This window comes from Stieleria mannarensis (assembly GCF_014154935.1).
In the GTDB taxonomy this organism is placed as follows: domain Bacteria; phylum Planctomycetota; class Planctomycetia; order Pirellulales; family Pirellulaceae; genus Stieleria; species Stieleria mannarensis.
Window position 1 is genome coordinate 77147 of sequence record NZ_JACEHH010000033.1, and the last position, 23489, is coordinate 100635.

Annotated in this window: 21 protein-coding genes; 17 read left to right on the forward strand and 4 right to left on the reverse strand. The window is 58.9% G+C overall.

Translation table 11 applies throughout. From position 1 onward, the window contains the following. Positions 1-484 precede the first annotated feature (484 nt). A complete protein-coding gene (locus tag H1B37_RS33985) occupies positions 485-1408 on the reverse strand; it encodes a hypothetical protein (RefSeq protein ID WP_353620882.1) in 924 nt (307 codons plus the stop codon). 394 nt (positions 1409-1802) lie between these two features. Between H1B37_RS33985 and H1B37_RS21410 the strand changes: the two genes are divergently transcribed. Both H1B37_RS21410 and H1B37_RS21415 read left to right on the forward strand, forming a co-directional pair. Then, complete coding sequence (locus tag H1B37_RS21410) at positions 1803-2990, forward strand: 6-phosphofructokinase (RefSeq protein ID WP_182868694.1); 1188 nt, start codon at positions 1803-1805, stop codon at positions 2988-2990. A 740-nt stretch (positions 2991-3730) separates the two neighbouring features. After that, positions 3731-4801 carry an acyl-CoA desaturase gene (locus tag H1B37_RS21415; RefSeq protein ID WP_182868695.1) on the forward strand — a complete coding sequence of 357 codons (1071 nt, stop codon included), beginning with the start codon at positions 3731-3733 and terminating at the stop codon, positions 4799-4801. A 178-nt stretch (positions 4802-4979) separates the two neighbouring features. On the opposite strand, the gene H1B37_RS21420 is transcribed toward H1B37_RS21415, so the two are convergent. Beyond that, on the reverse strand, positions 4980-5780 hold the full coding sequence (locus H1B37_RS21420; protein ID WP_182868696.1) for an NIPSNAP family protein: 801 nt from the start codon (positions 5778-5780) through the stop codon (positions 4980-4982). Positions 5781-5974: 194 nt separating this feature from the next. On the opposite strand from H1B37_RS21420, the gene H1B37_RS21425 reads away from it, so the two are divergent. The 10 genes from H1B37_RS21425 (at position 5975) to H1B37_RS21470 (ending at position 16127) form a co-directional block, all read left to right on the forward strand. Then, complete coding sequence (locus tag H1B37_RS21425; RefSeq protein ID WP_286177991.1) at positions 5975-6922, forward strand: TerC family protein; 948 nt, start codon at positions 5975-5977, stop codon at positions 6920-6922. A gap of 173 nt (positions 6923-7095) precedes the next feature. After that, positions 7096-7962: a Dabb family protein gene (locus tag H1B37_RS33990; protein ID WP_286177992.1), complete on the forward strand. Its 867-nt coding sequence runs from the start codon at positions 7096-7098 to the stop codon at positions 7960-7962. Between the two features lie 101 nt (positions 7963-8063). Further along, positions 8064-9161, forward strand: coding sequence for a mannose-1-phosphate guanylyltransferase (locus H1B37_RS21435; protein WP_182868697.1), 1098 nt, complete (start codon positions 8064-8066; stop codon positions 9159-9161). A gap of 201 nt (positions 9162-9362) precedes the next feature. Beyond that, on the forward strand, positions 9363-9821 hold the full coding sequence (locus H1B37_RS21440) for a TadE family protein (protein WP_182868698.1): 459 nt from the start codon (positions 9363-9365) through the stop codon (positions 9819-9821). Further along, positions 9821-10321, forward strand: a complete 501-nt coding sequence (locus tag H1B37_RS21445) for a TadE/TadG family type IV pilus assembly protein (protein ID WP_286177994.1) — start codon at positions 9821-9823, stop codon at positions 10319-10321. Before H1B37_RS21440 ends, H1B37_RS21445 begins: the two co-directional genes overlap by 1 nt. A 68-nt stretch (positions 10322-10389) precedes the next feature. Continuing rightward, complete coding sequence (locus H1B37_RS21450) at positions 10390-11673, forward strand: vWA domain-containing protein (RefSeq protein ID WP_286177995.1); 1284 nt, start codon at positions 10390-10392, stop codon at positions 11671-11673. A 26-nt stretch (positions 11674-11699) separates the two neighbouring features. Next, positions 11700-12263, forward strand: a complete 564-nt coding sequence (locus H1B37_RS21455; protein ID WP_182868700.1) for a hypothetical protein — start codon at positions 11700-11702, stop codon at positions 12261-12263. 137 nt (positions 12264-12400) lie between these two features. Continuing rightward, positions 12401-14341, forward strand: coding sequence for a hypothetical protein (locus H1B37_RS21460; protein ID WP_182868702.1), 1941 nt, complete (start codon positions 12401-12403; stop codon positions 14339-14341). Positions 14342-14627: 286 nt separating this feature from the next. Next, positions 14628-15617, forward strand: coding sequence for a sigma-54 interaction domain-containing protein (locus H1B37_RS21465; RefSeq protein WP_436298659.1), 990 nt, complete (start codon positions 14628-14630; stop codon positions 15615-15617). Positions 15618-15929: 312 nt separating this feature from the next. Then, a complete protein-coding gene (locus H1B37_RS21470) occupies positions 15930-16127 on the forward strand; it encodes a hypothetical protein (protein ID WP_182868706.1) in 198 nt (65 codons plus the stop codon). A gap of 138 nt (positions 16128-16265) precedes the next feature. On the opposite strand, the gene H1B37_RS21475 is transcribed toward H1B37_RS21470, so the two are convergent. Both H1B37_RS21475 and H1B37_RS21480 read right to left on the reverse strand, forming a co-directional pair. Further along, positions 16266-16850, reverse strand: a complete 585-nt coding sequence (locus tag H1B37_RS21475) for a pyroglutamyl-peptidase I (protein WP_182868708.1) — start codon at positions 16848-16850, stop codon at positions 16266-16268. A 62-nt stretch (positions 16851-16912) separates the two neighbouring features. Further along, positions 16913-17395, reverse strand: coding sequence for a hypothetical protein (locus tag H1B37_RS21480; RefSeq protein WP_182868710.1), 483 nt, complete (start codon positions 17393-17395; stop codon positions 16913-16915). A gap of 292 nt (positions 17396-17687) precedes the next feature. Here H1B37_RS21480 and H1B37_RS21485 point away from each other — a divergent pair, with 292 nt between their 5' ends. From H1B37_RS21485 to H1B37_RS21500, 5 genes are all read left to right on the forward strand, one after another. After that, on the forward strand, positions 17688-19034 hold the full coding sequence (locus tag H1B37_RS21485) for an IS4 family transposase (protein ID WP_182868712.1): 1347 nt from the start codon (positions 17688-17690) through the stop codon (positions 19032-19034). A gap of 76 nt (positions 19035-19110) precedes the next feature. After that, positions 19111-19467: an IS66 family insertion sequence element accessory protein TnpA gene (gene tnpA, locus H1B37_RS34785; protein ID WP_436298656.1), complete on the forward strand. Its 357-nt coding sequence runs from the start codon at positions 19111-19113 to the stop codon at positions 19465-19467. Next, positions 19464-19814 (forward strand): IS66 family insertion sequence element accessory protein TnpB, encoded by a 351-nt coding sequence (gene tnpB / locus H1B37_RS21490; protein WP_182868714.1) that lies wholly within the window; start codon positions 19464-19466, stop codon positions 19812-19814. The genes tnpA and tnpB overlap by 4 nt, the downstream gene beginning before the upstream one ends. 119 nt (positions 19815-19933) lie before the next feature. Further along, positions 19934-21736, forward strand: a complete 1803-nt coding sequence (locus H1B37_RS21495) for an IS66 family transposase (RefSeq protein WP_182868715.1) — start codon at positions 19934-19936, stop codon at positions 21734-21736. Between the two features lie 573 nt (positions 21737-22309). Further along, positions 22310-23317, forward strand: a complete 1008-nt coding sequence (locus H1B37_RS21500; RefSeq protein WP_182868717.1) for a hypothetical protein — start codon at positions 22310-22312, stop codon at positions 23315-23317. The last annotated feature ends 172 nt before the right edge of the window (positions 23318-23489 follow it).

The window sequence follows — 23489 nt, forward strand, 5'->3', positions numbered from 1 at the left end:
CAATACAACCGGCACATTTTCACGTGCCAGTGCAGTTTGTGACGCGGTGCGATAAAAACGCCGCAAAAAAAACGGCTGATCCGCCGGAGCGGTCAGCCGTTGATGATGGGGGGCCGAGTGCAGCCGAGCCACAGAGAGTCTGCCCTCGAAGAGGTCGAGCGGTTGTTAACCTCTCATCTATCAGGCGTTCACGCCTTCATCCTCCCATTGGGAGGGTCGCGGAGGAGTGAGCGACGACGCGGGGAGGGTTTGCCTGTGGCTCGGAGGCACTTAAACACCGCGAATCAACCCTCCCCTCGCTGCGCTCGACCCTCCCTTTTCAGGGAGGGTGAAGTCCTTAACTTGGTGCCTATGCCCCTCCCAGCCAGGGAGGGTGAATTCTCGAAAACCGCACGACACTCTGCCAGGGAGAGTGTCACCTTTTGCTTGATGGCTTCCGTTTTAACTTGGTGTCGCTGGGGCCATCATTCGCGTCAGGCAACGTTCAGCTGTCGCTGGAGAGCGAATCGGGCGACTCCGATTCGGTCGACTCTGATGAATCGGATTCGCTGCGTGCCTGGGCGATTCGGGTCGCTTCACGGACGACCGCGATGGCCGACTGGATTTCGATCGGCGAGAACCAGCGGACGTTGCCGGTGTACTTGCTTTCCACGCGGTTCTTGGCGGCAAGTTTTTCCCAGGACAGTTTGTCCATCAGGTTCCACGCGGCGGCTTGTGCGGTGTTCTGTGCGACTTGGCGGTTGCCCAGGGCTTCGCACAGCACGTGCACGCGGTCATCTTTGGTGACGAAGTCCAGCGGGACGATCTTGTAGGCCATTTTCGGGGTCGGGTCGGGGCGTCCGTGTTCCAGGCAAACGGTCGTCACGGCGAGTTTTTGTTGGCGTTGCGGGGGAATTCGCATGAATCCGCCCATGCCACCGCCGCCCATGCCTCCCATGCCGCCGCCCATGCCTCCCATGCCGCCACCCATGCCGCCGCCCATGGCTTGGCCACCGCCACCGCCCATGCCGCCGCCCATGCCTCCCATGCCGCCGCCCATGCCACCCATTCCGCCCATGCCACCCATCATGCCTTGACGGTTGATCGGGACACCGGCGAACGCGGCGGGCAGACGCAGCGTCATCGGCTTACCGGTCAGGTTGTTGACGATGACGTTGGCTTTGGAGGTGTTCAGCGGAATAAATTTGACGTCGATTTTTCCGTCATCGATCGCGGCAAACAGTTCCGCTTGGACGGCATCGTCCTCGGCCGGTGCATCGGCGACCGCCCAACCGGCGCTGAAGGCAACGCCCAGTGAGGCAACGCCCAGTGAGGCAACGCCCAGTGAGGCAACGCCCAGTGAGACAATGCCGGTGAACAGGCGACGAGAAACAAGACGGGCAGCGATTGATTGGGTGCGATGGGACACGTTCGAAGTTCCTTGTGCGATTTGAGCCGCAGGGGTGATGAGATTGACGCCCAGATGCGACCATGAAATGGGGATACCTTCAGCACCCCGCCTGACGCCGCGAGGGCGTCGATTGGGGTGGATGAAACCGGGCCAGAGGAAAAAGGCGTGTGGATTCGCGGCCCGAACCTCCCCAGGGGATGATCGCAAATCGTTCCTCTTGCCGTTTTCATCATAGTTCGGCGTGTTGGCAGAACCAAGTAGAAAGGGATTCAGGAAATATTTTTTGGACTGTCGGATCGAGTCGGCGGCGTCTACGTTCGCGGCCTCGGCCACGGTCCGATCCCCACATTGCGGGGCGGATTGCAGGTGCGAAATTCATTGAAAAACGATTGGCAGCGGGAGCACGACCACGATGTCTGTTGAAATCACTGAAAACGGCGAGGTTCACATTTACGGGCGCGAGCGATTGGGAGATCGCCCGCGGATCGGAATTTTGACCTCCGGCGGCGACTGTCCGGGGCTGAACGCCGTGATCCGGGCGACGACCAAGACGGCATTTTGGCTCGGTTACGACGTGGTGGGGTTTCGTGATGGCTTTGAAGGACTGGTCGATCCGATCCGCTACCAAGTGCTCAGCCCGCGGAATACGGCGGGAATTTTGATCCAGGGCGGGACGATCCTGGGATCGACCAACAAGGGCCGTTTCGCCGCCCGGGTCGGGGAGAGCGGCCGGGTGGAACTGGACCCGAAACTGGTCGGTCGGGTCGCCGAGACGATCGAGCGGATGAAGATCGAGGGGCTGATTGTCGTCGGCGGTGACGGATCGCTTTCGACGGCACAGCAATTTCACGAGGCGGGGATTCCGGTGGTCGGCGTTCCGAAAACCATCGACAACGACCTCAAAGCGACCGCCTTTACCTTCGGGTTCAACAGCGCCGTGCTGTGTTGTGCCGACGCGCTCGATCGGCTGCACACGACCGCGGCCAGCCACCAGCGGGTGATGGTGCTGGAAGTGATGGGGCGGCACACCGGATGGATCGCGCTGCATGGCGGGATCGCAGGCGGGGCGGACGTGATCCTGATTCCCGAGATTCCGTGGACCTACGAAAACATCATCGCAAAGATCGAGGAACGCCGCACACTGGACAAACACTTCACGCTGATCGTCGTCGCCGAAGGGGCGCATCTGCCAGCGGGCGGTCTGGTGCTGGACGAAGGCGGGTCGCAGAACATGCAGGTCCGGTTGGGCGGCATCGGTCAGGTCGTCGCCGAGCGGTTGGAGGGGATGATCGAGCAGGACGTCCGATTCGTCGTTCTGGGCCACCTGCAACGTGGCGGCGGGCCGACAACCTTCGACCGTGTTTTGGCTAGCGAATATGGCGCCCACGCGGTGCGGCTGATCACCGAGGGCAAGTTCGGCCAGATGGTTTGCAGTGATCCGCCCGACATCTGCCACGTTCCCATCGTCGAAGCGGTCGATCAGATTCGAACGGTCGATCCCGGCGGATCGGCCGTGCAGAGCGCGCGGGCGATGGGCATGTGTTTCGGTGACACGCCGGGCTACCAAAACCCGTTCCAAACGACGCCTGGGAAGCAATAAAAAACGGTCAAGTCTCGCGGTGACGCGAAACCCGACCGTCGTTTGAAAACCGAATCGCAAGTGAACGGTCCTGGCAATCACACTCCCACAGTGAAATCACCGCACCGATCCTCCTATTCGTCCGCGCCGAGTCTGTTGAACAACAAACTCTCACCGGTACGTCGAAACATCGGACGACGTTTGCGGCGAGCTTCCGTTTGAAACGCTCGCTGCGGTTGAATCGTCATGCGTGAGGGCGAATTCTTTCCGGTCGATCGCATTGCGTTGAGTTTTCCGGCTGCTTCGGATTCCCCCCGTTGCCCTCAGAAACCCTCTTGGAATCCGCCGTTTGGCGGAGACCCAATGGCACCTATCTTTATGAGCCGACGGCGCTCAGCCGCGGGCCTTACAAGTCTCCAACGGCAATCCAAGGCCCGGGCTAGCGCCTACGGCTCAGTTTGTGATCGAAAGTAATTGCATTGGGTGCCGGCCTGCGGGTGGCCTGCGGGCCGGCATCAACAGCGGCCGCCGCGCGGAAACCGTAGCGGTGACGAGGCACGCAGCGCGCTTGTCGCACCCCGGTCACCGGCCAGACGGCCGTTCTGGCGGGGGGCAGGGGAAATCTTTTACATGCCCGTTACATTCATTTGCCCCGATCGAGACAGACAGGGAGCCAAGAATCCTTAGACTTCCGCAGATCCCGAGCCGCAACCGAATGCCGCTCAGCAACCATGCAATGTCCTGATCGAGGAATCGTCGAAATGGCGAACGTAGTAGAGACACCGCGGAAATCGCAACGGAAGTCACCCGAAAACGCAACCCAACTCGAGTTCCCCGACGCGGAGCAGCTCGCCGGTGCCGAGGGCACGATCGAGCCCAACGCGTCGGAACCGTGGAACGACCCCAACACGCGAGCGGTCAAAGCGACCAAGCCCGAATCGAACGTGGAAACGGCGAGCGATCGCAAACGTTTCGCCAACATTTCCTGGTGGGCGATCGGCTGGCTGGGGTTGGCCCATGCGGTCGTCTTGGGCTTCGCCTGGCAAACCTTCACCTGGACCGGTTTGGCGGTCATGCTGGGATTGCATTGGTTGACCGGCAGCATCGGGATCTGCCTGGGGTATCACCGATTGCTGACCCACTCGGGCATGAAAACCAAAACCTGGTTCAAATATCTGTTGGCCGGAATCGGCTCCTTGGCTGGCGAAGGCACGCCACTGGACTGGGTCGCCGACCACCGCAAGCACCACAAGCACAGCGATCAAGATGGTGACCCCCATTCGCCGCACGACGGCAGTTGGTGGAGCCACATGTTCTGGCTGGCCTTTCACACCCACAACGGCGATCGCATCGCGTACCTGAAGAAGTGGGCACCGGACCTGTACAAGCAGCGCGGGATGCGGATCATGGATTACTTGTTCCTGCCGATTCACATCACCAGCGGTGTCATCTTGTTCGGTGTCGGCTACTACTTCGGCGGTGCCTCGTTCGGCGCGTCGCTGTTGGTTTGGGGGCTGTTCGTCCGCTTGGTCGGCGTGCTGCACGCGACCTGGATGGTCAACAGTGCGTCACACATGTGGGGCTACAAGAACTACGAAACGACCGACGACAGCCGCAACAACTGGCTGGTCGCGATCATCGCCTACGGCGAAGGCTGGCACAACAACCACCATGCCCACCCGCGGATGGCCAAGCACGGTCACAAGTGGTGGGAATTTGACATCACTTGGCAAGCGATTCGTCTGTTCCGCACGCTCGGCTTGGTCTGGGACGTGGTCGACTATCGCAACGCGAAAGAGAAGAAGGCCAAGGAAAGCAACGCGGCGGCTTGATGGCGCCGGCCGCCGCAGGCTGGATCTCCTTCTCGTGGTACGTCATCTCGTTCGTTCGGCGTCCTTTACGGTACGCGTCACGGGAAATCCTACCGACGGCAGCCCGAAAGGACGACATCCGACCACCCGCCGCATCCTCGGCCTGAGCGATGCGGCGGTTTTTTTTATAGACAGCGATTTACATCTGGGAATACGGCTTGGCCACCAGGATGTGTTTATCGATCTTGCTGACGGTGCCTTTGTACTTTGCCACGTTCTTCAGGACTTGCCAGTCGGGATGGGCGCGAAACGCATCCCAGGCTTTCAGCCGAGCGTCGTCATTGGGGTAGACCGTCAGGTAGGTCAAGTTGGGCGTCTGGGGCCCGACGATGGCTTGTCCGATGAAGATCGGTGCGATGCCGCTATCGAGAAAGATCGGGACTTCGCCGTTGTTGAACATGTCGACTTTCAAGTTGCCCAGTCGCTCGTTGGCGCTTTCGTAGAGTCGCAGTTCGTAGACCCGGTCATCGTGGTCCAGGGTGCCCGCGGGGACATCCAGCGTGGGCATGCAGTCCATCGCGACGAGCCATTCACTTGAGATTCTGGCATAGGGAGCGTCCTTGGGGCCGCGTTCCAAGTAGGGTTTGGCGTCGGCCAGGTATTGGGAGTCGTTTTGCAGTCGTGTCTGCAGGCCGGCGAGCTTGTCGGCACTGTCGGCGGGGATCACGACGATGATGCTGTCGCGGTCGTTCGTGTCGTTTTCCGCCGGCGCGAACACGCCCACCGGACCGATCTCGATTCGATTCAGCGCCGGAATCAACGCGTGTTGCAGGTAGCGGTCGACCGCAGCGGCGTCGCCGTCTTTACCCAGCAAGTAGGTGCGGATTTCGTAGTGCTGTTTCGTCGGCGGGTGGTTCGGTTCGGCGGCTCGGGTGACGGGGAATCCGAACAGAAACAGTGTCAGCAGGGAAGCCGTCGCGGCCCGGCCAAGGGTGGCCATGGAGCTGTTGCAGGGGCGAGTCTTCATCGATCGGGTCCTGGGAGTACGTGAGCGTTAAAGTGACGAAGGTTGACGGGGGGAGGATTCGGCGGGGTTGAGGTGGAATCGCAGGTGGCATCATAATCCCGTGCTCACTCGCGCGGGTACGGCGTCCGCGGCGAATCCGGAACCTTCCCCCGCGCTTGGCAGACCCGATGATCGATTTGGACCTTTGCTCGACCGTCAGTTCGATATTCAGCAACCCGTATTCGTTGGGGATGCTGACCGAGCCCCTGATGATGTTGGCCGAGACGGCGCCGCCGGAGGTGGCCACGGGGGAACTGGTGGAACCGGCGGAGGAAAGCTTGTTCTCCATCGGCGGCATTCTGACGCTGGGCATGTTGATCGTGCTGCAAGCGGTGCTGGGGTTTGACAACTTGCTGTACATCTCGATCGAGAGCAAGCGGGTGGAAGAATCCAAGCAGTCGATGGTGCGGAAATGGGGCATCGGGCTGGCGATCGTGTTCCGGATCGTGTTGCTGTTTGTGGTCGTCAACCTGATCAAATTGTTGGAAGACCCGTTTGTCAATCTGATTTCCGATCCGCTCGAGATGCACGTTTCCGGGCACAGCTTGATCGTGATCGGTGGCGGCGCGTTTATCCTTTGGACGGCGATCAAAGAGATCTACCACCTGTTGGCGGTCAGCGATCTGGGGGAGGAAGGCGACAAAGGGGAGAAAGGCAACTCGGTCGCCAAGGCGATTTCCTTGATCGTGACGATGAACCTGGTGTTCTCGTTCGATTCGATTTTGAGCGCGATGGCGCTGACCCAATCGTTCGCGATCATGGCGACGGCGATCGTCTTGAGCGGCGTGTTGATGATCTGGTTGGCCGACCACGTCGCCGAGTTTTTGAAGAAGAACCGAATGTACGAGGTGCTCGGTTTGTTCATCCTGTTTATCGTCGGGGTGATGTTGGTCAGCGAAGGCGGCCACCTGGCACAGGTCCAACTGTTCGGATACCACGTCGAGGCGATGGAAAAGTCGACGTTCTATTTCGTGCTGGCGGTGTTGATCATCGTCGATGTGGTTCAGGGGCGCTATCAGAAAAAACTGCTCGCGCGGCAGGCCAAAGTGCGGGCGGCCGCTCAGCCGGCGAAGTGATCGGCGGTGCGTTTGGTCGCCGGGCTCTGGTCGCCGGGCTCTGGTCGCCGGGCTCTGGTCGCGGAGCATCGATTCCCTCCGCAACTTTCGCTACCATTGATCGATCGTCTGTGTGCCCGAACACCGGCATCGTCGTCGTCCCCCAACTCTTTGAATTCAGTTAGGTTTTTCCGATGTTTCGATTAAGACTTGCCTTCGGCAGTGGTTTGTTGATCGCCGCCTGTGGCTGTGGTGCCCCCGCCGATTCTGAACCGGCTGGTCCGGACCAAACGGAGCCGGTCGCTGCGACCGCCGAACCGTCCGCGGCCGCCGAATCCGTTGCGGACTCCGACGCGACTGAATCCCAAGTGTCCGAATCTGAAGCGACCGCCAAAACGGCCCACCCCGAAAACCCCGATAATCTCGACAGCGGCATGTTGCGTCACGCAGTGTTCTTTTCGTTTAAAGATTCCTCCAGCGAAGAAGACATCCAGGAAGTGGTTGATGCCTTTGCGGAATTGCCGTCCAAGATCGATTCGATCATCGATTTTCAGTACGGCGTCAACAACAGCCCCGAAGGCTTGGACGACGGATTTACGCATTGCTTTTTATTGACGTTTGCCGACGATGCGGGACGCCAGGAATACCTGCCCCATCCGGCGCACAAGGCATTTGGCGATGTGTTGCGGCCTCATATGAAGGACGTGTTCGTGCTGGATTACTGGGGCGACGCGAACCAGGTGCATCCTGAGAAACCACTTCAGCATGCGGTGTTTTTCAAGTTCAAGGACTCGGCCTCGCGTGAAGAAGTCGCGAAAGTCGAGCAAGCATTCGCGGCGCTGCCGGAGAAGATCGACGCAATCAAAGCGTTTGAATGGTCGACCAACAACAGCCCCGAGAAACACGATGACGGCTTCACCCACTGTTTCCTGGTCACGTTTGACAGTGAAGCGGGACGCGAAGCCTATCTGCCGCATGCCGAACACCTGGCGTTCGTCGAGGTCTTGAAGCCGGTGCTGGACAAAGTCCGCGTGTTGGATTTCTGGGGCAAGACGCCCTGACCCGGTGGTGCTTCGCCGTTAGGTTGGCGGCTAACCCTGCCGCCGACGATCCGCTACGATTGCCGCGGACACTCCATTCCACGATTCAAAAAGACTCGAAGATGTTGTACGCAGTGATCATGGCTGGCGGAAGTGGAACGCGGTTTTGGCCGGCAAGCCGAACGTTGCGGCCGAAACAGTTGTTGGCCCTGTCCGGGCAACGGACGATGATCCAGTCGACCAGCGATCGATTGGCCGGACTGGTCCCGGCCGAGCGTCAGTTGATCGTGACCAACAAAATCTTGGTCGATCCGATCGCCGAGCAACTGCCCGAGCACCCGCGAGAGAATTTGATCGGCGAGCCGGCCAAACGCGACACCGCGCCCTGCATCGCCTTGGCGGCCGCGTTGATCGCCGATCAGGATCCCGAGGCGATCATGGCGGTGATGCCGTCGGACCATGTGATCGCGACCGACGAACAGTTCTGCAGTGCGATCGCCGCCGGGGAGCGTTTGGTGATGGAAGATCCCACCCGGATCGTCACCTTCGGCATCCGGCCGACGTATCCGGCCGAATCCTTCGGGTACATCCAGCGGGGACCGGCGATCGAAGGTGGCGACGCTACCGGTGGGGCGACCGAGATCAAGGCGTTCCAGGTCGACCAGTTTCGCGAAAAGCCCGATCGGGAGACCGCGACGCAGTACCTGCAATCGGGCGACTACTACTGGAACAGCGGGATCTTCCTGTGGCGTGCGTCGGTCATCTTGGACGCGATCAAGACCAACCAGCCGGCGATGTACGCGAGAATCGAAAAAATCGCCGCGGCGATCGGTTCAGCGGACTATGAAAGCGTTCTGGAGGAAGAGTTCTGTGCGATCGAAGGGACGTCGATCGATTACGCGGTGATGGAATCGTATGCCAACGTCGCGGTGATCGAGGCTCCGTTCAGCTGGGACGATGTCGGCAGTTGGCAGTCACTGGGGCGATTGCATGAAGCAGACGCGGACGGCAACACCGTCGTCGGCGACCATTTGGGGATCGACACGTCCGGATCGATCCTCTTTGGCCAGCCGGGACACACGATCGTCACCATCGGCGTCGAGGACTTGATCGTGGTTCAGACCGAGGATGCGACGTTGGTCGCCCCGAAGTCGGCCGAGGAACGGGTGCGTGAGGCGGTCAAGCGATTGAAAGAGACCGGTCGCACCGATTGTCTGTAATGCGCCGGTCGTCTCGAGTAGCATCGTGTTGATTTTTTTCAACCCGCTTCCACCACGCGGCGGGGGAAGCGACGTGATGACCCAAGGCAGGCGTTTTTTTTTGCATCCGGGAGGACACGAAGTGTCCGACATGCGACAGGTTTGCGAGCTAGGTTTCCGACAACGGGAAGCCACCAGTTCGTCCACGCACAATCTATCGTCATGTTTCTTTCCAAGCGTCGCACCGAGAATTCGTGTCGATCACGGCGGCGACGGCAGCGCCGAGGCGCCGCCACCGTCGAATTCGCCATCTGCCTGCCGGCACTGATCGCGTTGACCATCGGGACGATCGACCTGTGTTCGATGTTGTTCCTGAAAGAGTCGATCACGCTGGCGGCCTATGAGGGCGCCCGCCGAGGCGTCGCGCGCGGCCGCACCAATGCGGATGTGATCGCCAGAGTGCAAGAGTTCTTAGACGAGCGGAACATTCAGTACAGCGGCAACCCGTGCACCTTCAGTTCGCCGGATTTCACCGATGCGGACACCTTGGAAAACGTGACCACGACGGTCACCGTTCCCTGTGATGGCAACTTATTGATCCCCTCGGTCCTGTTCGCCGGCATCGAGCTTTCGGCGGACGTGACGCTGCGGAAAGAGTACAAGAACCTGCCGATCAATTGATGCATCCAATCCCCTTGTCAGATGATTGCCCAAAGTATCCGCTGCGGACCGAAGCCATGAAATCGACTCCACCACGAAAGCGACGATCAAGGATCCGGCGTTCCGGCCGGCGCCGACGCGGGGCAGCGGCGGTGGAGTTTGCCATCTGCGCGAACATCTTCTTCGTGTTGATCTTTACCTGCATGGAATTCGCACGGATGAACATGATCCGCAACCTGGCGCAAGATGCGGCCTACTTTGCCGCACGCCAAGCGATGGTGCCGGGGGCGACGGTCGCCGAAGCCGAAGCCGCCGCGGATCAAGTGATGAACATGATGACCGCCAGCGGGTACGAGGTCGACGTCGAGCCGATCGACGAAAACTCGCCGAACGTCGTCGTGACCGTGACCGTCGACTTTGATCAGATCGCGTTGTTCGCCCCGATGTTTTTGCCCAACGCAACGATCGAAACCACCGCCCGCATCCGCACCGAACGTTACGAAGGGTTCTACGAACAGTAACCCGCGTTGCACATCACCCACGATTCTCTTCACTGCTCAGTTCTCGTCCCACTTCTATGAGTTACACCATGAACGTCAATCGCCCTCGAAACGGACACGCGATTCAGACTCGATTCCAGCGTCGCCGGGGGACGGTGATGGCGATCACCGCAGTCGTGTTGCCCGTCCTGGCCATCTTGGCGGCGTTCGCGATCAACGCGGCACACATGCAACTGACCCGGACCGAATTGACGATCGCGACCGATGCGGCCGCACGCTCGGCCGGACGGGCCTTTAGCGAAGTGCAAACGGTCGACGCCGCGGTTGATGCGGCTGTTGCCACCGCCGCGTTGAACACCGTCAACGGTGATCCGCTGCGTTTGCGCACCGGTGACAACGACGGTGAAATCGAATTCGGGCGGACCCAACAATACGGCGGCTATGGCAGTCGTTACCACTTCATCAAAATCCCGACCTCGGATGTCCGAAACGGGACCGTTGCCAGTGCCGTCCGCGTTCACGGGAAACGTCTCGACGGGTCGTTGTCGGGCAACGTCCCGCTGATCATTCCCGGTTTGCTAAGCACCAACGAGTTTGAGACCCAACAAGACTCGGTGGCCATGCAGGTCGACCGGGACATCTCATTGATCTTGGACCGATCGGGGTCGATGGATGACATCGATTTCGATTGGGACTACAACGAAAACCCGTTCTCCACCGATGCCAAGGACTGGGCCGCCAGCCAAGGTCAACTCAATCGATGGTATTCCGGCGGACGCTGGCGCTACTCCTACGCCAACGGCCATGATTCGGTGACCTACCAGCAGTACATGTACGAGAACTACTTCAACAAGGGCACCCCGCCGACCAACGCCTGGCAGGATCTGGAGGTCGCCGTCAACGCATTCTTGGACGTCCTGGAGGAAACCAGCCAAGAAGAACAGGTTTCGTTGGCCAGCTACTCCAGCAGCGCGACCCTGGACACCTTGCTGGAAAAAGACCTGCAGGTCGTGCGTGATAAAGTCGCCCAGCTCAACACCGGCGGCAACACTGCGATCGGAAAGGGGATGCAGGAGGGGATCGAAGGTCTGATTCACAGTCGGGCACGACCGTTTGCGGCAAAGACGATGGTCGTGATGACCGACGGCAACCAAAACCAAACGCCCTGGGCGGAAAACGTGGCTCAATCGCTGGTCAACGAGTACCTGTTGACCATCCACACGGTGACCTTCGGCGATGGCGCCAACCAACAGGACATGCGTGAAGTCGCCGCGATCGGTGGCGGCAAACACTATCACGCCGCGACCGGCGAGGACTTGGTGCGGATCTTCCAGGAGATCGCCAACAACTTGCCCACCATCTTGACCAAGTAAAACGTCCAACCCACGGGGAAGAGACCATGTCACAGAAACGCCAATCGGAGTCGGGGGCGGAGCCGAAATTCAATCGCCGCGAAAGTGATCGAACGGGACGGCAGCACGGTGTTCAAGCCGGCGGTCGTCGCAAAGCCGATCGGGCCGCCGCACTGCCACGCTCCAATTTCGCAAAGTATGCCATGGTCTGCTCGTTCCTGTTCTCGACCGGGCTGATCGCCTGGGCCTTCACGCTGCCGTTTCGCTCTGGAGCCGGACGGGGCGATGGCAGGGGCCTGGGGGCGACCCAGGCGACGCTCGCCGATCTGGAGTACGAGGCTCGGCTGACTGCCCAGGAGTACGTCAGCTACTCCCGCGACCTGGATCGTCGCCTGCTCAGTCGGGTTCGCGATAAAAATCGACCCACCAACTCCGGGCTGACCAAACCCGAGCTGCATCAAAAGTGGCGTGAAGGCGTGGAAAAACGTAAGCAGCAACTCCGCCAGATGCTCAAGGATTCGGGCGAAGAATCGTTCAAAGAGGGCACGATTGAATGGCAAACGCTGCAGGATCTGGAAAAGATCATCCGTGACGCCCCCGGCGAGGCCTGATTGGTCACCTCAACGGCGACCTGAATGGATCTCGGTCAAACGCGAGCGGCATCGGCGCACTTTCTCGGACCGGTGATTAAGATACGACCGGGTCTCCTTTGCCACCATTTACCCCTCTTCTCCCCCGTTTGGCCATCATGCGGTTTCACTTTTTGACGATTTCCGTCTTTCTCGCCTCAGTGACACTCCTCGCTGCCGGGACGCGGGGACAGTTCGGCCAGGGGGATGCGGTCACGGTGGATCCGGCGGATTCACCGTCAGACAGGGACGAATTGGTCCGCCAGTTGGAGTCGACCGCCGGCCGCGGCGGGACCTACCGCGCCCAGGCGATTCGCTCTCTGGCCCGGATCGGTGCGTGGCCCCAGGTGGATCGCTGGTTGGGGCGGATCAATGGCGTCGGCGACCCATCCGAACTCGCTCGTTCGGCCGCGGTGATCGGCAATGAATTGTTGCTGCGGATTTCGTTGCGCAGCGAGCTGAGCGACGACAGCCGGTCGGCGATCAAAAAAATGACGGCCGCGGCCAAGGCGGAACAGCAGTCGACCGAACGTCTCCGCGCTGCGATCGCTGGGCTGGCCGGCCAGGACGTTGACGCCAATCTGGCGGCCAATCGAACCTTGATGGCGGGCGGCGATGCGGCGATCCAAGAGATGGTTGCGGCAATCGTGCGGGAGGATTCGGGCGAGGGGCGTTCGGGCAAGGCGATCTCGGACCGCCATCGTGCCAAGTTGCTCGGCGTACTCGAAGCCCTTGGCGACGGCGGCGGCCAGGCACTCAATCAGCTCGCCCTGTATGGCGACGCCGGCGTGCGATCGGCCGCGCTGGATGCGCTAAGGATCCTGGACCCACCCTCGGCAACCGACACGTTGATCTCGGCCGCCCTGGCCGACGATGCGACCGCAGCGGAAACTCAAATTGCGCGGGCGTCCGCGTCGTTTCCCGCGGGGTTTGAAAAACTGGATGCCATCGCGGTGTTGGCCGATCGGTTGTCGACACTGCGTGCCGTCGCGATGCGAACCCCCAACGATCTGACGCCGGCCACGATGTGGTCGGTCGATGCCGATCGCACGGGAGTCCAGGCCAATCGCAGCACCGAGGTATTCCTGCGGTATCGCAATGCCTATGACGCCGCCCAGCGGCTTCGTCGACTGGGCGATTTGCCGCCGAGGGTAGCCCGCAGTGTGCTGTCGGCCGACTTGGCCTATCGGGTGATGGTGGACGTCGACTGGGGCGATCCCGAGCAAATCCAGGTCATCGGTCGCTCGTACGCGGGGCAATTGACCGCTCCGGCATTGCTGGCGACGCTCGCCCAGCAACGTGAGTTCGGCGATACACCGGCGGCCGTGGGAACGTTGCGGCTGATGTCCGACTCGGTCAACGCGGACAGCCCGAGTGCAGAATTGCTCGTCGGCCGTGGCGGCGGGTTCTCCGAACTCGTCGACGCCGCTCGCGATCCCGAGCCGCTGGTTCGCTACGAAGCGGCAAGCTGTGTGTCGCAACTGGTGTCCGCACTGGGGAGCGGATTTTCGTTTCCCGGGTCGAGCTACGTCCGCAAGACGCTGGCGGAAATGGCGTCACTGGATTCGCGTCCGCTGGTGATCTTGTTGGAAACACGGCCGGTGGTCGCACTGCGTCAGGAATCCAATCTCAATCAGTTGGGCTATGCGGTACAGAAGGTGACGTCGGCGATCGATGCCGAGCGTGAGATTCAGCGCGGCGGCGATTTGCGAATGGTGGTCAGCAAGATCAGGATTGCCGACGCGGTTCCGGCCGAGCTGGTCGATCGCGTTCGGCGACAACCAAAGGGCGGCCGGATTCCGATCGTGTTTTACAGCGACGCCGAGACCAACGAAAAAAGTGTCCGCCGGACCGAGTACGAGACCACCTCCAATCGGTGGGTCAGTGATAATGCTCCTGCGGTCTACCTGGTCGCGTTGCCGGGCAGTCCGGCGGCGTTTTCGGAGGTGCTCGCAGAAATCGAGTCGAAACGGCGTTTGCCCCCGCTTTCGATCAGCGACCGTGCCCGTTTCCGTGACATCGGCGCTGAAGCCCTGCAAGGTGATTCGGCGCCTCGTTAGGACACGCCCGGTATCGGGATCCGCCGCAAAACGCTACTTTCGCGGCAGTGCAGGTGTAGCACTTTTGCTCGTTGGCATCGGGGCGGTCCGATGCGTCGGCGGAACGGGCGGAATCTTTACGACTTCCTGAATCAGGCAATAGGCCCGCGGTGATGACGGCTCCAATCGTCGGGGCTGGGATCACCGTGTACGTTTCATGGCAATGCTCGGCAAGGCGATGCTCGGCGACTCCGCAACGAATCTTCAGAATGCTCCCTTGCCGGGAATCATTGGAAATGGCTCGGCGATGCGGGAGGTCTATCGTATCACGCGGCGTGTCGCGGTCAGCAACGCCTCGGTGCTGGTGCTGGGCGAGACCGGCGTCGGCAAGGAATTGATCGCCAGCGCGGTTCACGAACTCAGCCATCGCAGCGGCCGTCCGTTTGTCCGAGTCAATTGCGGGGCGCTCAGCGAGAGCCTGCTGGAAAGCGAGTTGTTCGGACACGTCCGCGGCGCGTTTACCGGTGCGGTCAGCAATCGCACGGGGCGATTCGAAGCGGCCCAGGGCGGAACGATCTTCTTGGATGAAATCAACAGCACCTCGTTGACCCTGCAAGTCAAACTGCTCCGCGTCCTTCAGGAAAAGGAATTCGAACGTGTCGGCGATACCACCACGCTGCGAACCGATGTTCGCATCATCGCGGCCAGCAACCGCGATCTGATGGGCGAGGTTCGCGCCGGTCACTTTCGCGAGGACCTTTACTGGCGGTTGAACGTGGTGCCAATCGAGATTCCGCCGCTGCGCGATCGACGTGAGGACATCCCGGCCTTGGTGTCTCATTTTTTGGACTACTACAACGAACTGAACGATCGTTACGTCGCGCACATCGGTCCCGGCACGATGGAAGCGCTGCGGGATTATCACTGGCCGGGAAACGTGCGCGAGCTTCAAAACTATGTCGAGCGTGCCGTGGTGATGGCGGAAACCGACGAGCTATTGGTGGACCTGTTGCCCGACTGCGTGATCAATCGGCGACCGATCCCCGCGGAGGATTTGGAAGCCGCCGGCCCGGTCGACTTTGCGACCATGACCAAGTCGGTCGTGCAGCTGGGGCTGGACCAAGTCGGTCGCGACTCGACGGATGTCCATCGCGGCGTGGTCGATGTCGTCGAACGCGAATTAATCGCCCAAGTCCTCAGTGCCTGTGGCGGTGTGCAAACCAAAGCAGCCACGCGTCTGGGCATGAATCGCAACACGCTGCACAAGAAGATCAAAGAGTACGGGCTTGACGGTTGACCGCCACATCGTGCGATTGATCGCCGGGCCGGCCCGCCCATGGGCTAACTTCTAAGGCACAGTTCGCTCGTGTCCCGATTGGAAGCGTGTCATCGGCGCGATTGCGATTGCCAAATTCGCATGACATCGCAGCTGCCGACGCGTCGGGGGGACGCACGATTTTGGCATTTCCTAAATTTCCTGGCACTTCAGTGCGGACTTGTTGCAGACTGCCGCGTTACTTCAATGGCCAAGCGACCGCGATCGATCGGAAGGTTGGTGAGATTGAGGGGCAAGTGAGTTTGTGTTCATGAGCACGCATGTAGGAAAGCAATGAAAGACTGCGACTATACGCTTGAATTGTCGGACGGAACGGTCGTTCGCGTCGGCGCGATGGCTGATTCACGCCACCCCGATATCAAGGCCTTCTTCTTTCCCGCCGGCGCATTGACGCCATTCAGCCACAAGAATCTGCCGACCGCACGACCGGGCCAAGAGCAATCGCAAGGGACGTATTCAAGTTCGTTTTAGTGCTTCGTCTGGACAGTCGCCGTCCTCTCCGAGGTCGGCGCGGGGCAACGCTTCGCGTTTTTGCGCACGCCGAGTTCGGAGAACACGGCGACTGTCCGAACGCACTTTCAGCTACACAATTAGATCTGTGGTCGACTGCTAGGAATCGGATTGGGCCAGGTGCTCGGCGACCAGTGCGATCGCCGCGCTTTGCATCGGAGTGCTCATGCTGGCCAATGCCGATTCGTCGGCGGCGACTTGCCCCGGTGTCAGCGGCAAGTGGATGAACAGACTTTGCGTTCGGCGGCCCATCATCTCGCCATAGTGCTGACTGAGAAACAGCGCCGCGTTACACAGATACGTGCCGGCGTGGTGAGAGATCTGGGCCGGAATCCCCGCGCCGGTCAGCCGTTGCAGACAACCGTCTAAGTCAAGCGTTGATCGGTAAGCGGTCGGCGCATCGACCAGCAACGGTTCGCCGTTGGTACGGAGGTTCAATCCGACCGATTCCAATTTGATCACGGCCGATCCCGGTGACTGGCCCAGGTGGATCGCATAGTCGTAGTTGCGGGCCAAGTCGGCTTCCAGCGATTCGCGTAGCTTCGGCAAATCGACCGGGTAGCGGCGCGTCGCGATCTCCAACGCACCGTCGTACCAGCTCGTCAGATCGACCAGCGCCAACCAGCTGGAGTTCTCCTTCCAGCGATCATAGGGCTCAAAGGCGGTGATGAGGATACGAGTCACGGTAGCGGTCGTCCGAGGCAAGTGGCGGATCGAAGACAGTTGGTGAGGCACTGCATCATAGATCAGGACAAACCGGCGGAGGGTTTATTAGCTGAAGAACGGGGATGTTCGGCGTGATAAACGTTGCTGATGTGAACAATCGCTGCGATCGCGGTGATTTGAATCACGGCGATCATCAACGGCGGTGTGCGTCGAATCCGTTCAAAAACCGCCACCACCCAGCTCGGTTCACGCTGTCGTTGGCCGTCGATCCATGACTGGATCGATCGCGAACGAATGTCGGTCGAGATGTGCCACAACGAGGCGTCTTCCCAGCCGTATTTGGTCCGCCGCATCCCACGGGGAATCGCAGCCTCCGAATCGTTCGCCGCGAACACCGACCCGTACTCGTTTTCAAACCGTGCCGGAGGGGAGCAGCCGGCCAGCGAAAGCAGACTGGTCAGCAGCAAACTGTTCAGCAGCAGTCCAAGCGAAACGGAACCGGGCAGCAGGATCCCGGGGGTGCGGGGCGGCGTATCGACACGATCGGTGGAGGGCAGTTTCATGCCCGATCGCATTTGCAACCGTCGTGCCGATGCCGATTAACACGTGATTTGGCGACATTCCAGGGCCCTACCGGTCGGCGTGTTGACAAATTACCACGCCGCGTTGTATTCCGGCGTTGAGATTTCGCAACGCGCGAATCAAAGGGGACGCGCGAATCAAAGGGGACGGGGGCAATACTGTTCGGCACAAGATTTGCGCACGAAGTTTTAGCATATTTTGGCACGCGGTTTGCGCCATGGACACGCTCACAGAGGACGGCTGCCATAGTGTCATTGTCGCTGACGATTCGTCATGCCCGCCAAGCAAACCAAGCCCAAAATAGTTCCAAAACGTGGGAAACCAGTTGTCACTCCTGGTACTCCAGATGATCTGTCGGTCGATCAGGCACAGCAAGAGGCGACCACCGATGCCTCAGATCGAAAATTCAAGAGCAAAGACATTCAAGGTCTGAAGTATCTCGATATGATCGCTCCTCTGCTGGAGCGACTTCATGACGACCAATGCGAACGCGACAAAGCTGGCAATCGAGACCTGCACTACGACCAACTCTGCATGCTGGTACTGCTATATCTATTTAATCCGGCGATTACCGCGTTGCGGTCAATTCCTCAAGCCACGGAACTTGCGAAAGTCAAGAAACGACTCGGTTGCGGACGAACATCCCTTGGCTCACTGAGCGAAGCTTCGCGCGTGTTCGACGCCGACCGTCTCAAAGAAGTCATTGCCGAGCTCGGCCAGCACGCACAGTCGGTACATGGCCAAAAGAGCCTGCACGGCATCAACCAGACGATCACCCTTGTCGATGGCTCATTGGTCTCTTGCCTGCCTCGCTTGATCGATGCATCGATCTTCAAAGGGCAAAGCAACAGTCACTTGGTCAAGTGGCGATTGCATACGCACTTCGAGGTGGATCGGTACGTCCCGACGCGAATCGACGTGACGCCCGACGCAGGTGGCCAGCACGACGAACGATCGGTGCTCGAGCAGACGATCCAGCGAGATCGTTTGTATGTCATGGATCGCGGTTATGCAAAGTTCTCGCTGTTCAACAAGATCGTCCAAGCCAAAAGCAGCTATGTGTGCCGCGTTCGCGACAACAGTGTTTACGATGTCCTGGAGCAGCGAGTGCTTTCCGAAAAAGCCGTCGCCGCAGGAGTCTTAAGCGATGAGATTGTAGATCTTGGCAGACACCAGGGCGGAAACCGAGAACGGCCAGGGCATCCTGTTCGGTTGATCTGCGTTCGTTGTAGCGCCCATACCAGCCGTGGAAAGTACCACGGGACTTCGACGGGACCGAGCAGCGATGGCATCTTACGAATCGTGACGAACATGCTGGATGTTCCCGCCGAAATCATCGCATTGATCTATTCTCAACGCTGGATCATCGAGATCTTTTTTCGATTCTTCAAGCAGTTGATGGGCTGTAGCCACTTGATATTCCACAGCCAGAATGGAATTGAGATTCAGTGCTATTGTGCATTGATCGCCTGCCTGCTGATCAACATCTGGACGGGGCGCAAGCCAACCAAGCGTACGTTTGAGATGATCAGCTACTACTTCATGGGTCTGGCGAGCGAAGAGGAATTGATCGCTCATTTAGAGAAACTCAAGCGGCACTACGACGCGACTGCAACGTAACCGTACACCAGAACCGTTGTAGGCGCGGGGTTTACCGTGGTGGGTTTTGTTTCGTTTCACCAAACGGAGAAAACCCATGCCCCGGTCCAAAACTGCCAAGCTTTGGCAGGAACGGTTGCGTCGATTTGATCGCTCGCGAATGTCAGTCGCCCAGTTCTGTCGAAATGAAGGCGTTTCGCAGCCGTCTTTCTATCAATGGAAGAAAAAGCTGCGCCAGTCGCCAGCACTCCTCGAGCCAGAGTCAGGCGAGCCGAACGTCCATTTTATGCCGATCCGTCTTCCTGGCCTGCCCGGCGATCAGGCTGGCGAGCCTGGTCGGGACGTCGGCCCGGCGACTGCCTGCACCACCATCGAACTTCCCGGCGGTATTCGAATCCGCGTGGAGGTCCCCACGGATCGGCAGCCAGGCCAACGGCCGGAGGCCCGGCCATGATCGGGTTGCCCTCCGGTGTGCCAATCTATCTTTGCACCGAACCGGTCGATTTTCGCAAAGGCTTCGACGGACTGACCGGCATCGTCAGCACAGCGATGAATCACAGCGTGACCGATGGCTCGCTGTTCCTGTTTGTCAATCGCAGACGCGATCGCATCAAAGCCCTGTGGTGGGAAACCGGCGGACTGACGCTCTGGTATCGAAGGCTCGAACAGGGCACCGTCGAAATACCGAAGACCGATGACGGCTCATCGCACATCGTGATCGATAACGTCGAACTGGCCATGTGGATTGCCGGAGTGTCGCTGAAGGCGGCCAAGACTCGACGCAAGCGAATGGCAGCGTAGCTCATCAGCCAATCGAATCGAATCGAAACGGACCGGCTCCACGAAAATTGCTTCGTGGAGCCGGTTTTCTTTGCGCTTTGTCTTGCGCGATTTGGAGTGCGTTTTATAATGTCGCCATCATGAATTCGAAGCCTCTTCCAAACGATCTCGACGCTTGCCATCAGCTGATTTCGGAACTGCAATCGCAAGTCGGCGAACAAGCCACAGAACTGTCGCTCAAAGACAAACTGATCGAGGAACAAGCTCACAGCGTTTTGGAGCTTAAGGCCGAGTCGGACAAGCTCGAAGAAAAGAACATCGAGCTAAACCTGAAGATCGAAAAGCTGCTCAAGCAACTCTACGGGCGCAAGAGTGAACGACGCGTCGATGGCGAAGGCCAGTTGTTTTTGGATCTCGGCGAAGAGCCCACGCCCGAGGTGGTCAGCGCACTGGAAGAAGCCATCCGCGAGGCCGAGCAGATCGCCGACGACGCCGAAGAGGCAAACAAGAAACGCAGAAAGAAACGCCCCGAACCAAGCGACCGCAAGTTCCCCGAACACTTGCCGCGATACGAAAAGATCGTCGACCTGCCCGAAGCCCAGCGCAAAGGCCTCATCCTGATCGGCTATGACGAAGTCGAGACGCTCGAAAGCACCGCCGGTGAACTGAAAGTCCGGGTGACCAAGTATGCCAAGTACGCTCACCCGTCCGACAAATCACAAGGAATCGTCACTCCCGAGCGTCCCACCGGTCTGGTCGAAGGCGATCGCTTTGACGCCTCGATTGGAGTCGAAGTTGTGGCCTGGAAATACTTCTATCACCTGCCGTTTTATCGTCAGCAAGATCTGTTCGCCGGCAGTGGCTGGACGCCCAGTCGCAGCACGCTGGGGAACATCGAAACGGCCGTTGAGTTCGCGCTGCGTCCACTTGCTGATTACTTGCGAAGCGTTTTGAAGCACGATCGCACGGTCGGCTGTGATGACACCGGGGTGTTGTTGATCACACCGAAGGCCATGCCTGACCTATCGGAACATCCCCGCGGCAAGCGGATCGGTGAAGTGCTTGAAAACGCGATCGCGTCCGGCAAGCCAAGCATCAACGCGAACATGTGGGGCTACTACGCCTCACGCCTTCCGGTGGTGGCGTTCGACTTCACGGTCAGTCGTCACCGCGATGGACCGGATGATGTGCTGAGTGATTTTACGGGCAACATATTAGGAGACTGCTGGTCGGGATTTCAAAAGATTGACGTGCGTAGTGACTCGCGAATCACGTTCGCGGCATGTTGGGCGCATGCGCGCCGCAAGATCGATGAGTGTCGCACTGCATTCCCGGTGCAAGTGGCGAAGTTGGAGTCGTTGATTCGGATGCTCTACGACGTAGAGGATCAGATCAAGGGGCTTGACGATGCAGCGCGTCTTGCGCGACGCCAAAGCTTATCGCGCCATGTTCTCGATCAGATCGCGCAGTACCTCGACAGCGAAGCGATGCAGTCACCGTCGGTTCTTCCCAAGAGCAATCTCGGTGTGGCGGCTGGCTATGTGCGACGTCACTGGGAGCCGCTGTGCCGGTTCACCGAGGACGCAACAATTCCGCTAGACAACAACGATTCCGAGCAGTTGATGAAACGTGTCGCCACAGGAAGGAAGAACTGGCTGTTTAAAGGCTCAGTGGCGGCGGGAGAGCGAGCGGCGAACCTGCTAACGATCATCGGCAGTGCGATCCGCAACAACTTGGACGTGCGAGCGTACTTGGACGATGTCCTACGGCGAGCGCTCGTCGGCGAGACAGACTGGTCCGCAATGACTCCCCACGCCTGGAAAGCGGAGCACCCTGAATCGATTCGCGAGTACCGTCAGGACGAGCGTCGCCAAGCGGCCGATCGCAAACGCACCCGCCGAGCCCGTCGCCGCCTCCTCAACAAGTCAACCAGACGTCGCTAACTGGTTCTGGTGTACGGTTACACTGCAACCAACCAATAAAACTCGATTCGGGAGCATCGCAATTGATGTTGCCTGCGATTGATGCTGCGCGGTCACCAAAACGATAATCGCTCCGCTTGCCAGCCACTGCTTGCGACTGCAACCCGAACCGTCATCGATTACTCAAACTCTGTCCGCTCAAGGTGCGGAGCAAGCAGAGTGCCGAACAGTATTGGGCCTGACCCCTTTGATGCTTCCTCGCATCCTCGATCAGCCGCCCCCAAACACCGAAACAGCGCGTCTTAATTTGGCGGCCCCAGCTCATGCGTTCACCGTTGGCTGCTTCAGCGAAGTGCTCTGTCCCCAATCTTTTTCCAATCATTTTCTGTCCCCAATCTTTTTGCTTGTCTCCGCCGCGCAAATGAAAATCAAAAATACACGTGTTCAGCTACACGTGGCCCTCGGGGGGTGTTACTATACTGCTCACGCCGCTGTGATCGAACTCTATTCAGTCGCAGGGCTCACCAGTACGATCCGAGAAATCGAGGCAAACAATCGCAACACTTCTTAGCTGCGATTAAGAGAGGTCATGCCGTGCAATACAAAGCGTTGATTTTATGTGCATTGATAGCCCCGTCGATAGCTTTTGGCGATGCCCCCCAAAACCTAGAATCCATCGTTTACAGCGCACTCGCTGACTACCAAGCATCGCAGGAAGCAATTACCCGAGATGGATTTGCGTGCATGGCAAGGGGTTTGAAAACTGAATCCCCGTCAACTCGAACAAATACAGACGGAGTGATTATCCCGGCGCTAAGTATTACTTGCAAACGCCGAGAATTCACAACGTACGCCATGTCGTACCACACTTCGGCTAACACATTTGCTCGCAATCCGAGAGGAGAGCTTTTCCCAGCCGTTGTCCCCAGGACAACATGGCAGTACGAAATCTTCGATGGCAACCGAGTAAAACTTTCCACCGGACTAGAAGCTCCCGTGATTGAGTCGACTCGTGCGAAGCTTGTAAAGCAGCGGACGTCAATGGTAAAGAAGCATGACCCGTTTCATGACTATCTATTTCCAACAAGGATCGACTCAGTCAGATTGCCGGCAGACGAAACGCAAGACTTCATTGCCAAGGCAACATTGACATCCGTGAAGGAACTCGGATCGGGAAAAATTGAGGCGACCTTCGAAATATGGCACCCGCAACGCTCGCACAAATACGAGATAGTTTTCAGCAGGGCTCACGGCGGAATGCCCGTCGAGGTGCATATTACCGTACAAAACTCCGAAGTTGCTTTTGACAAGCACTACTTTTGCAATGGAAGATACACCTGGCAGAAGCAACAGGGGATATGGCTTCCAAGTCGGATTGAGTTCAGTCGCCCGGTCACAAACGGATCCATCTGGGAATCGGATTTAGTCCTTGATTGGAAGATAGGAAACCAGGTGCCTGAGGGCTGCTTTCGATTCGACAACCCAGATCCGCTAAGCACCTTGGGGGAGATGTTTGGATTTGACTTCGATACATATTCCGGAAATCGAATCCTCAGCCGTGCAAAAAACAACTGGGCGTTGCCCAAGGAGTTTGACCAATGATCACTGGTGTTTTTGCACTACTTTGCCTTGTAATCGGCGAGTCCGAGCAGGGCGCGATAGCTACAATAAAATGGTCTGGCGGCAGTAGCTACACGGTGCAGTTGCCAAGTACATTTGTCAACGAGAAGAATTCCGCAAAGATTTTGCTGGAAAATGATTCTGATGGTGAAGT

Bases quoted from the DNA above. Each gene is read 5' to 3' on its own strand.
- H1B37_RS21445 (WP_286177994.1), top strand. From the start codon at position 9,821: ATGCATCCAATCCCCTTGTCAGATGATTGCCCAAAGTATCCGCTGCGG.
- tnpB (WP_182868714.1), top strand. From the start codon at position 19,464: ATGATCGGGTTGCCCTCCGGTGTGCCAATCTATCTTTGCACCGAACCG.
- H1B37_RS21450 (WP_286177995.1), top strand. From the start codon at position 10,390: ATGAACGTCAATCGCCCTCGAAACGGACACGCGATTCAGACTCGATTC.
- H1B37_RS21410 (WP_182868694.1), top strand. From the start codon at position 1,803: ATGTCTGTTGAAATCACTGAAAACGGCGAGGTTCACATTTACGGGCGC.
- H1B37_RS21480 (WP_182868710.1), bottom strand. From the start codon at position 17,395: ATGAAACTGCCCTCCACCGATCGTGTCGATACGCCGCCCCGCACCCCC.
- tnpA (WP_436298656.1), top strand. From the start codon at position 19,111: ATGCCCCGGTCCAAAACTGCCAAGCTTTGGCAGGAACGGTTGCGTCGA.
- H1B37_RS21495 (WP_182868715.1), top strand. From the start codon at position 19,934: ATGAATTCGAAGCCTCTTCCAAACGATCTCGACGCTTGCCATCAGCTG.
- H1B37_RS21470 (WP_182868706.1), top strand. From the start codon at position 15,930: ATGAAAGACTGCGACTATACGCTTGAATTGTCGGACGGAACGGTCGTT.
- H1B37_RS21425 (WP_286177991.1), top strand. From the start codon at position 5,975: ATGATCGATTTGGACCTTTGCTCGACCGTCAGTTCGATATTCAGCAAC.
- H1B37_RS21485 (WP_182868712.1), top strand. From the start codon at position 17,688: ATGCCCGCCAAGCAAACCAAGCCCAAAATAGTTCCAAAACGTGGGAAA.
- H1B37_RS21440 (WP_182868698.1), top strand. From the start codon at position 9,363: ATGTTTCTTTCCAAGCGTCGCACCGAGAATTCGTGTCGATCACGGCGG.
- H1B37_RS21465 (WP_436298659.1), top strand. From the start codon at position 14,628: ATGCGGGAGGTCTATCGTATCACGCGGCGTGTCGCGGTCAGCAACGCC.
- H1B37_RS21435 (WP_182868697.1), top strand. From the start codon at position 8,064: ATGTTGTACGCAGTGATCATGGCTGGCGGAAGTGGAACGCGGTTTTGG.
- H1B37_RS21460 (WP_182868702.1), top strand. From the start codon at position 12,401: ATGCGGTTTCACTTTTTGACGATTTCCGTCTTTCTCGCCTCAGTGACA.
- H1B37_RS33990 (WP_286177992.1), top strand. From the start codon at position 7,096: ATGTTTCGATTAAGACTTGCCTTCGGCAGTGGTTTGTTGATCGCCGCC.
- H1B37_RS21455 (WP_182868700.1), top strand. From the start codon at position 11,700: ATGTCACAGAAACGCCAATCGGAGTCGGGGGCGGAGCCGAAATTCAAT.
- H1B37_RS21420 (WP_182868696.1), bottom strand. From the start codon at position 5,780: ATGGCCACCCTTGGCCGGGCCGCGACGGCTTCCCTGCTGACACTGTTT.
- H1B37_RS21415 (WP_182868695.1), top strand. From the start codon at position 3,731: ATGGCGAACGTAGTAGAGACACCGCGGAAATCGCAACGGAAGTCACCC.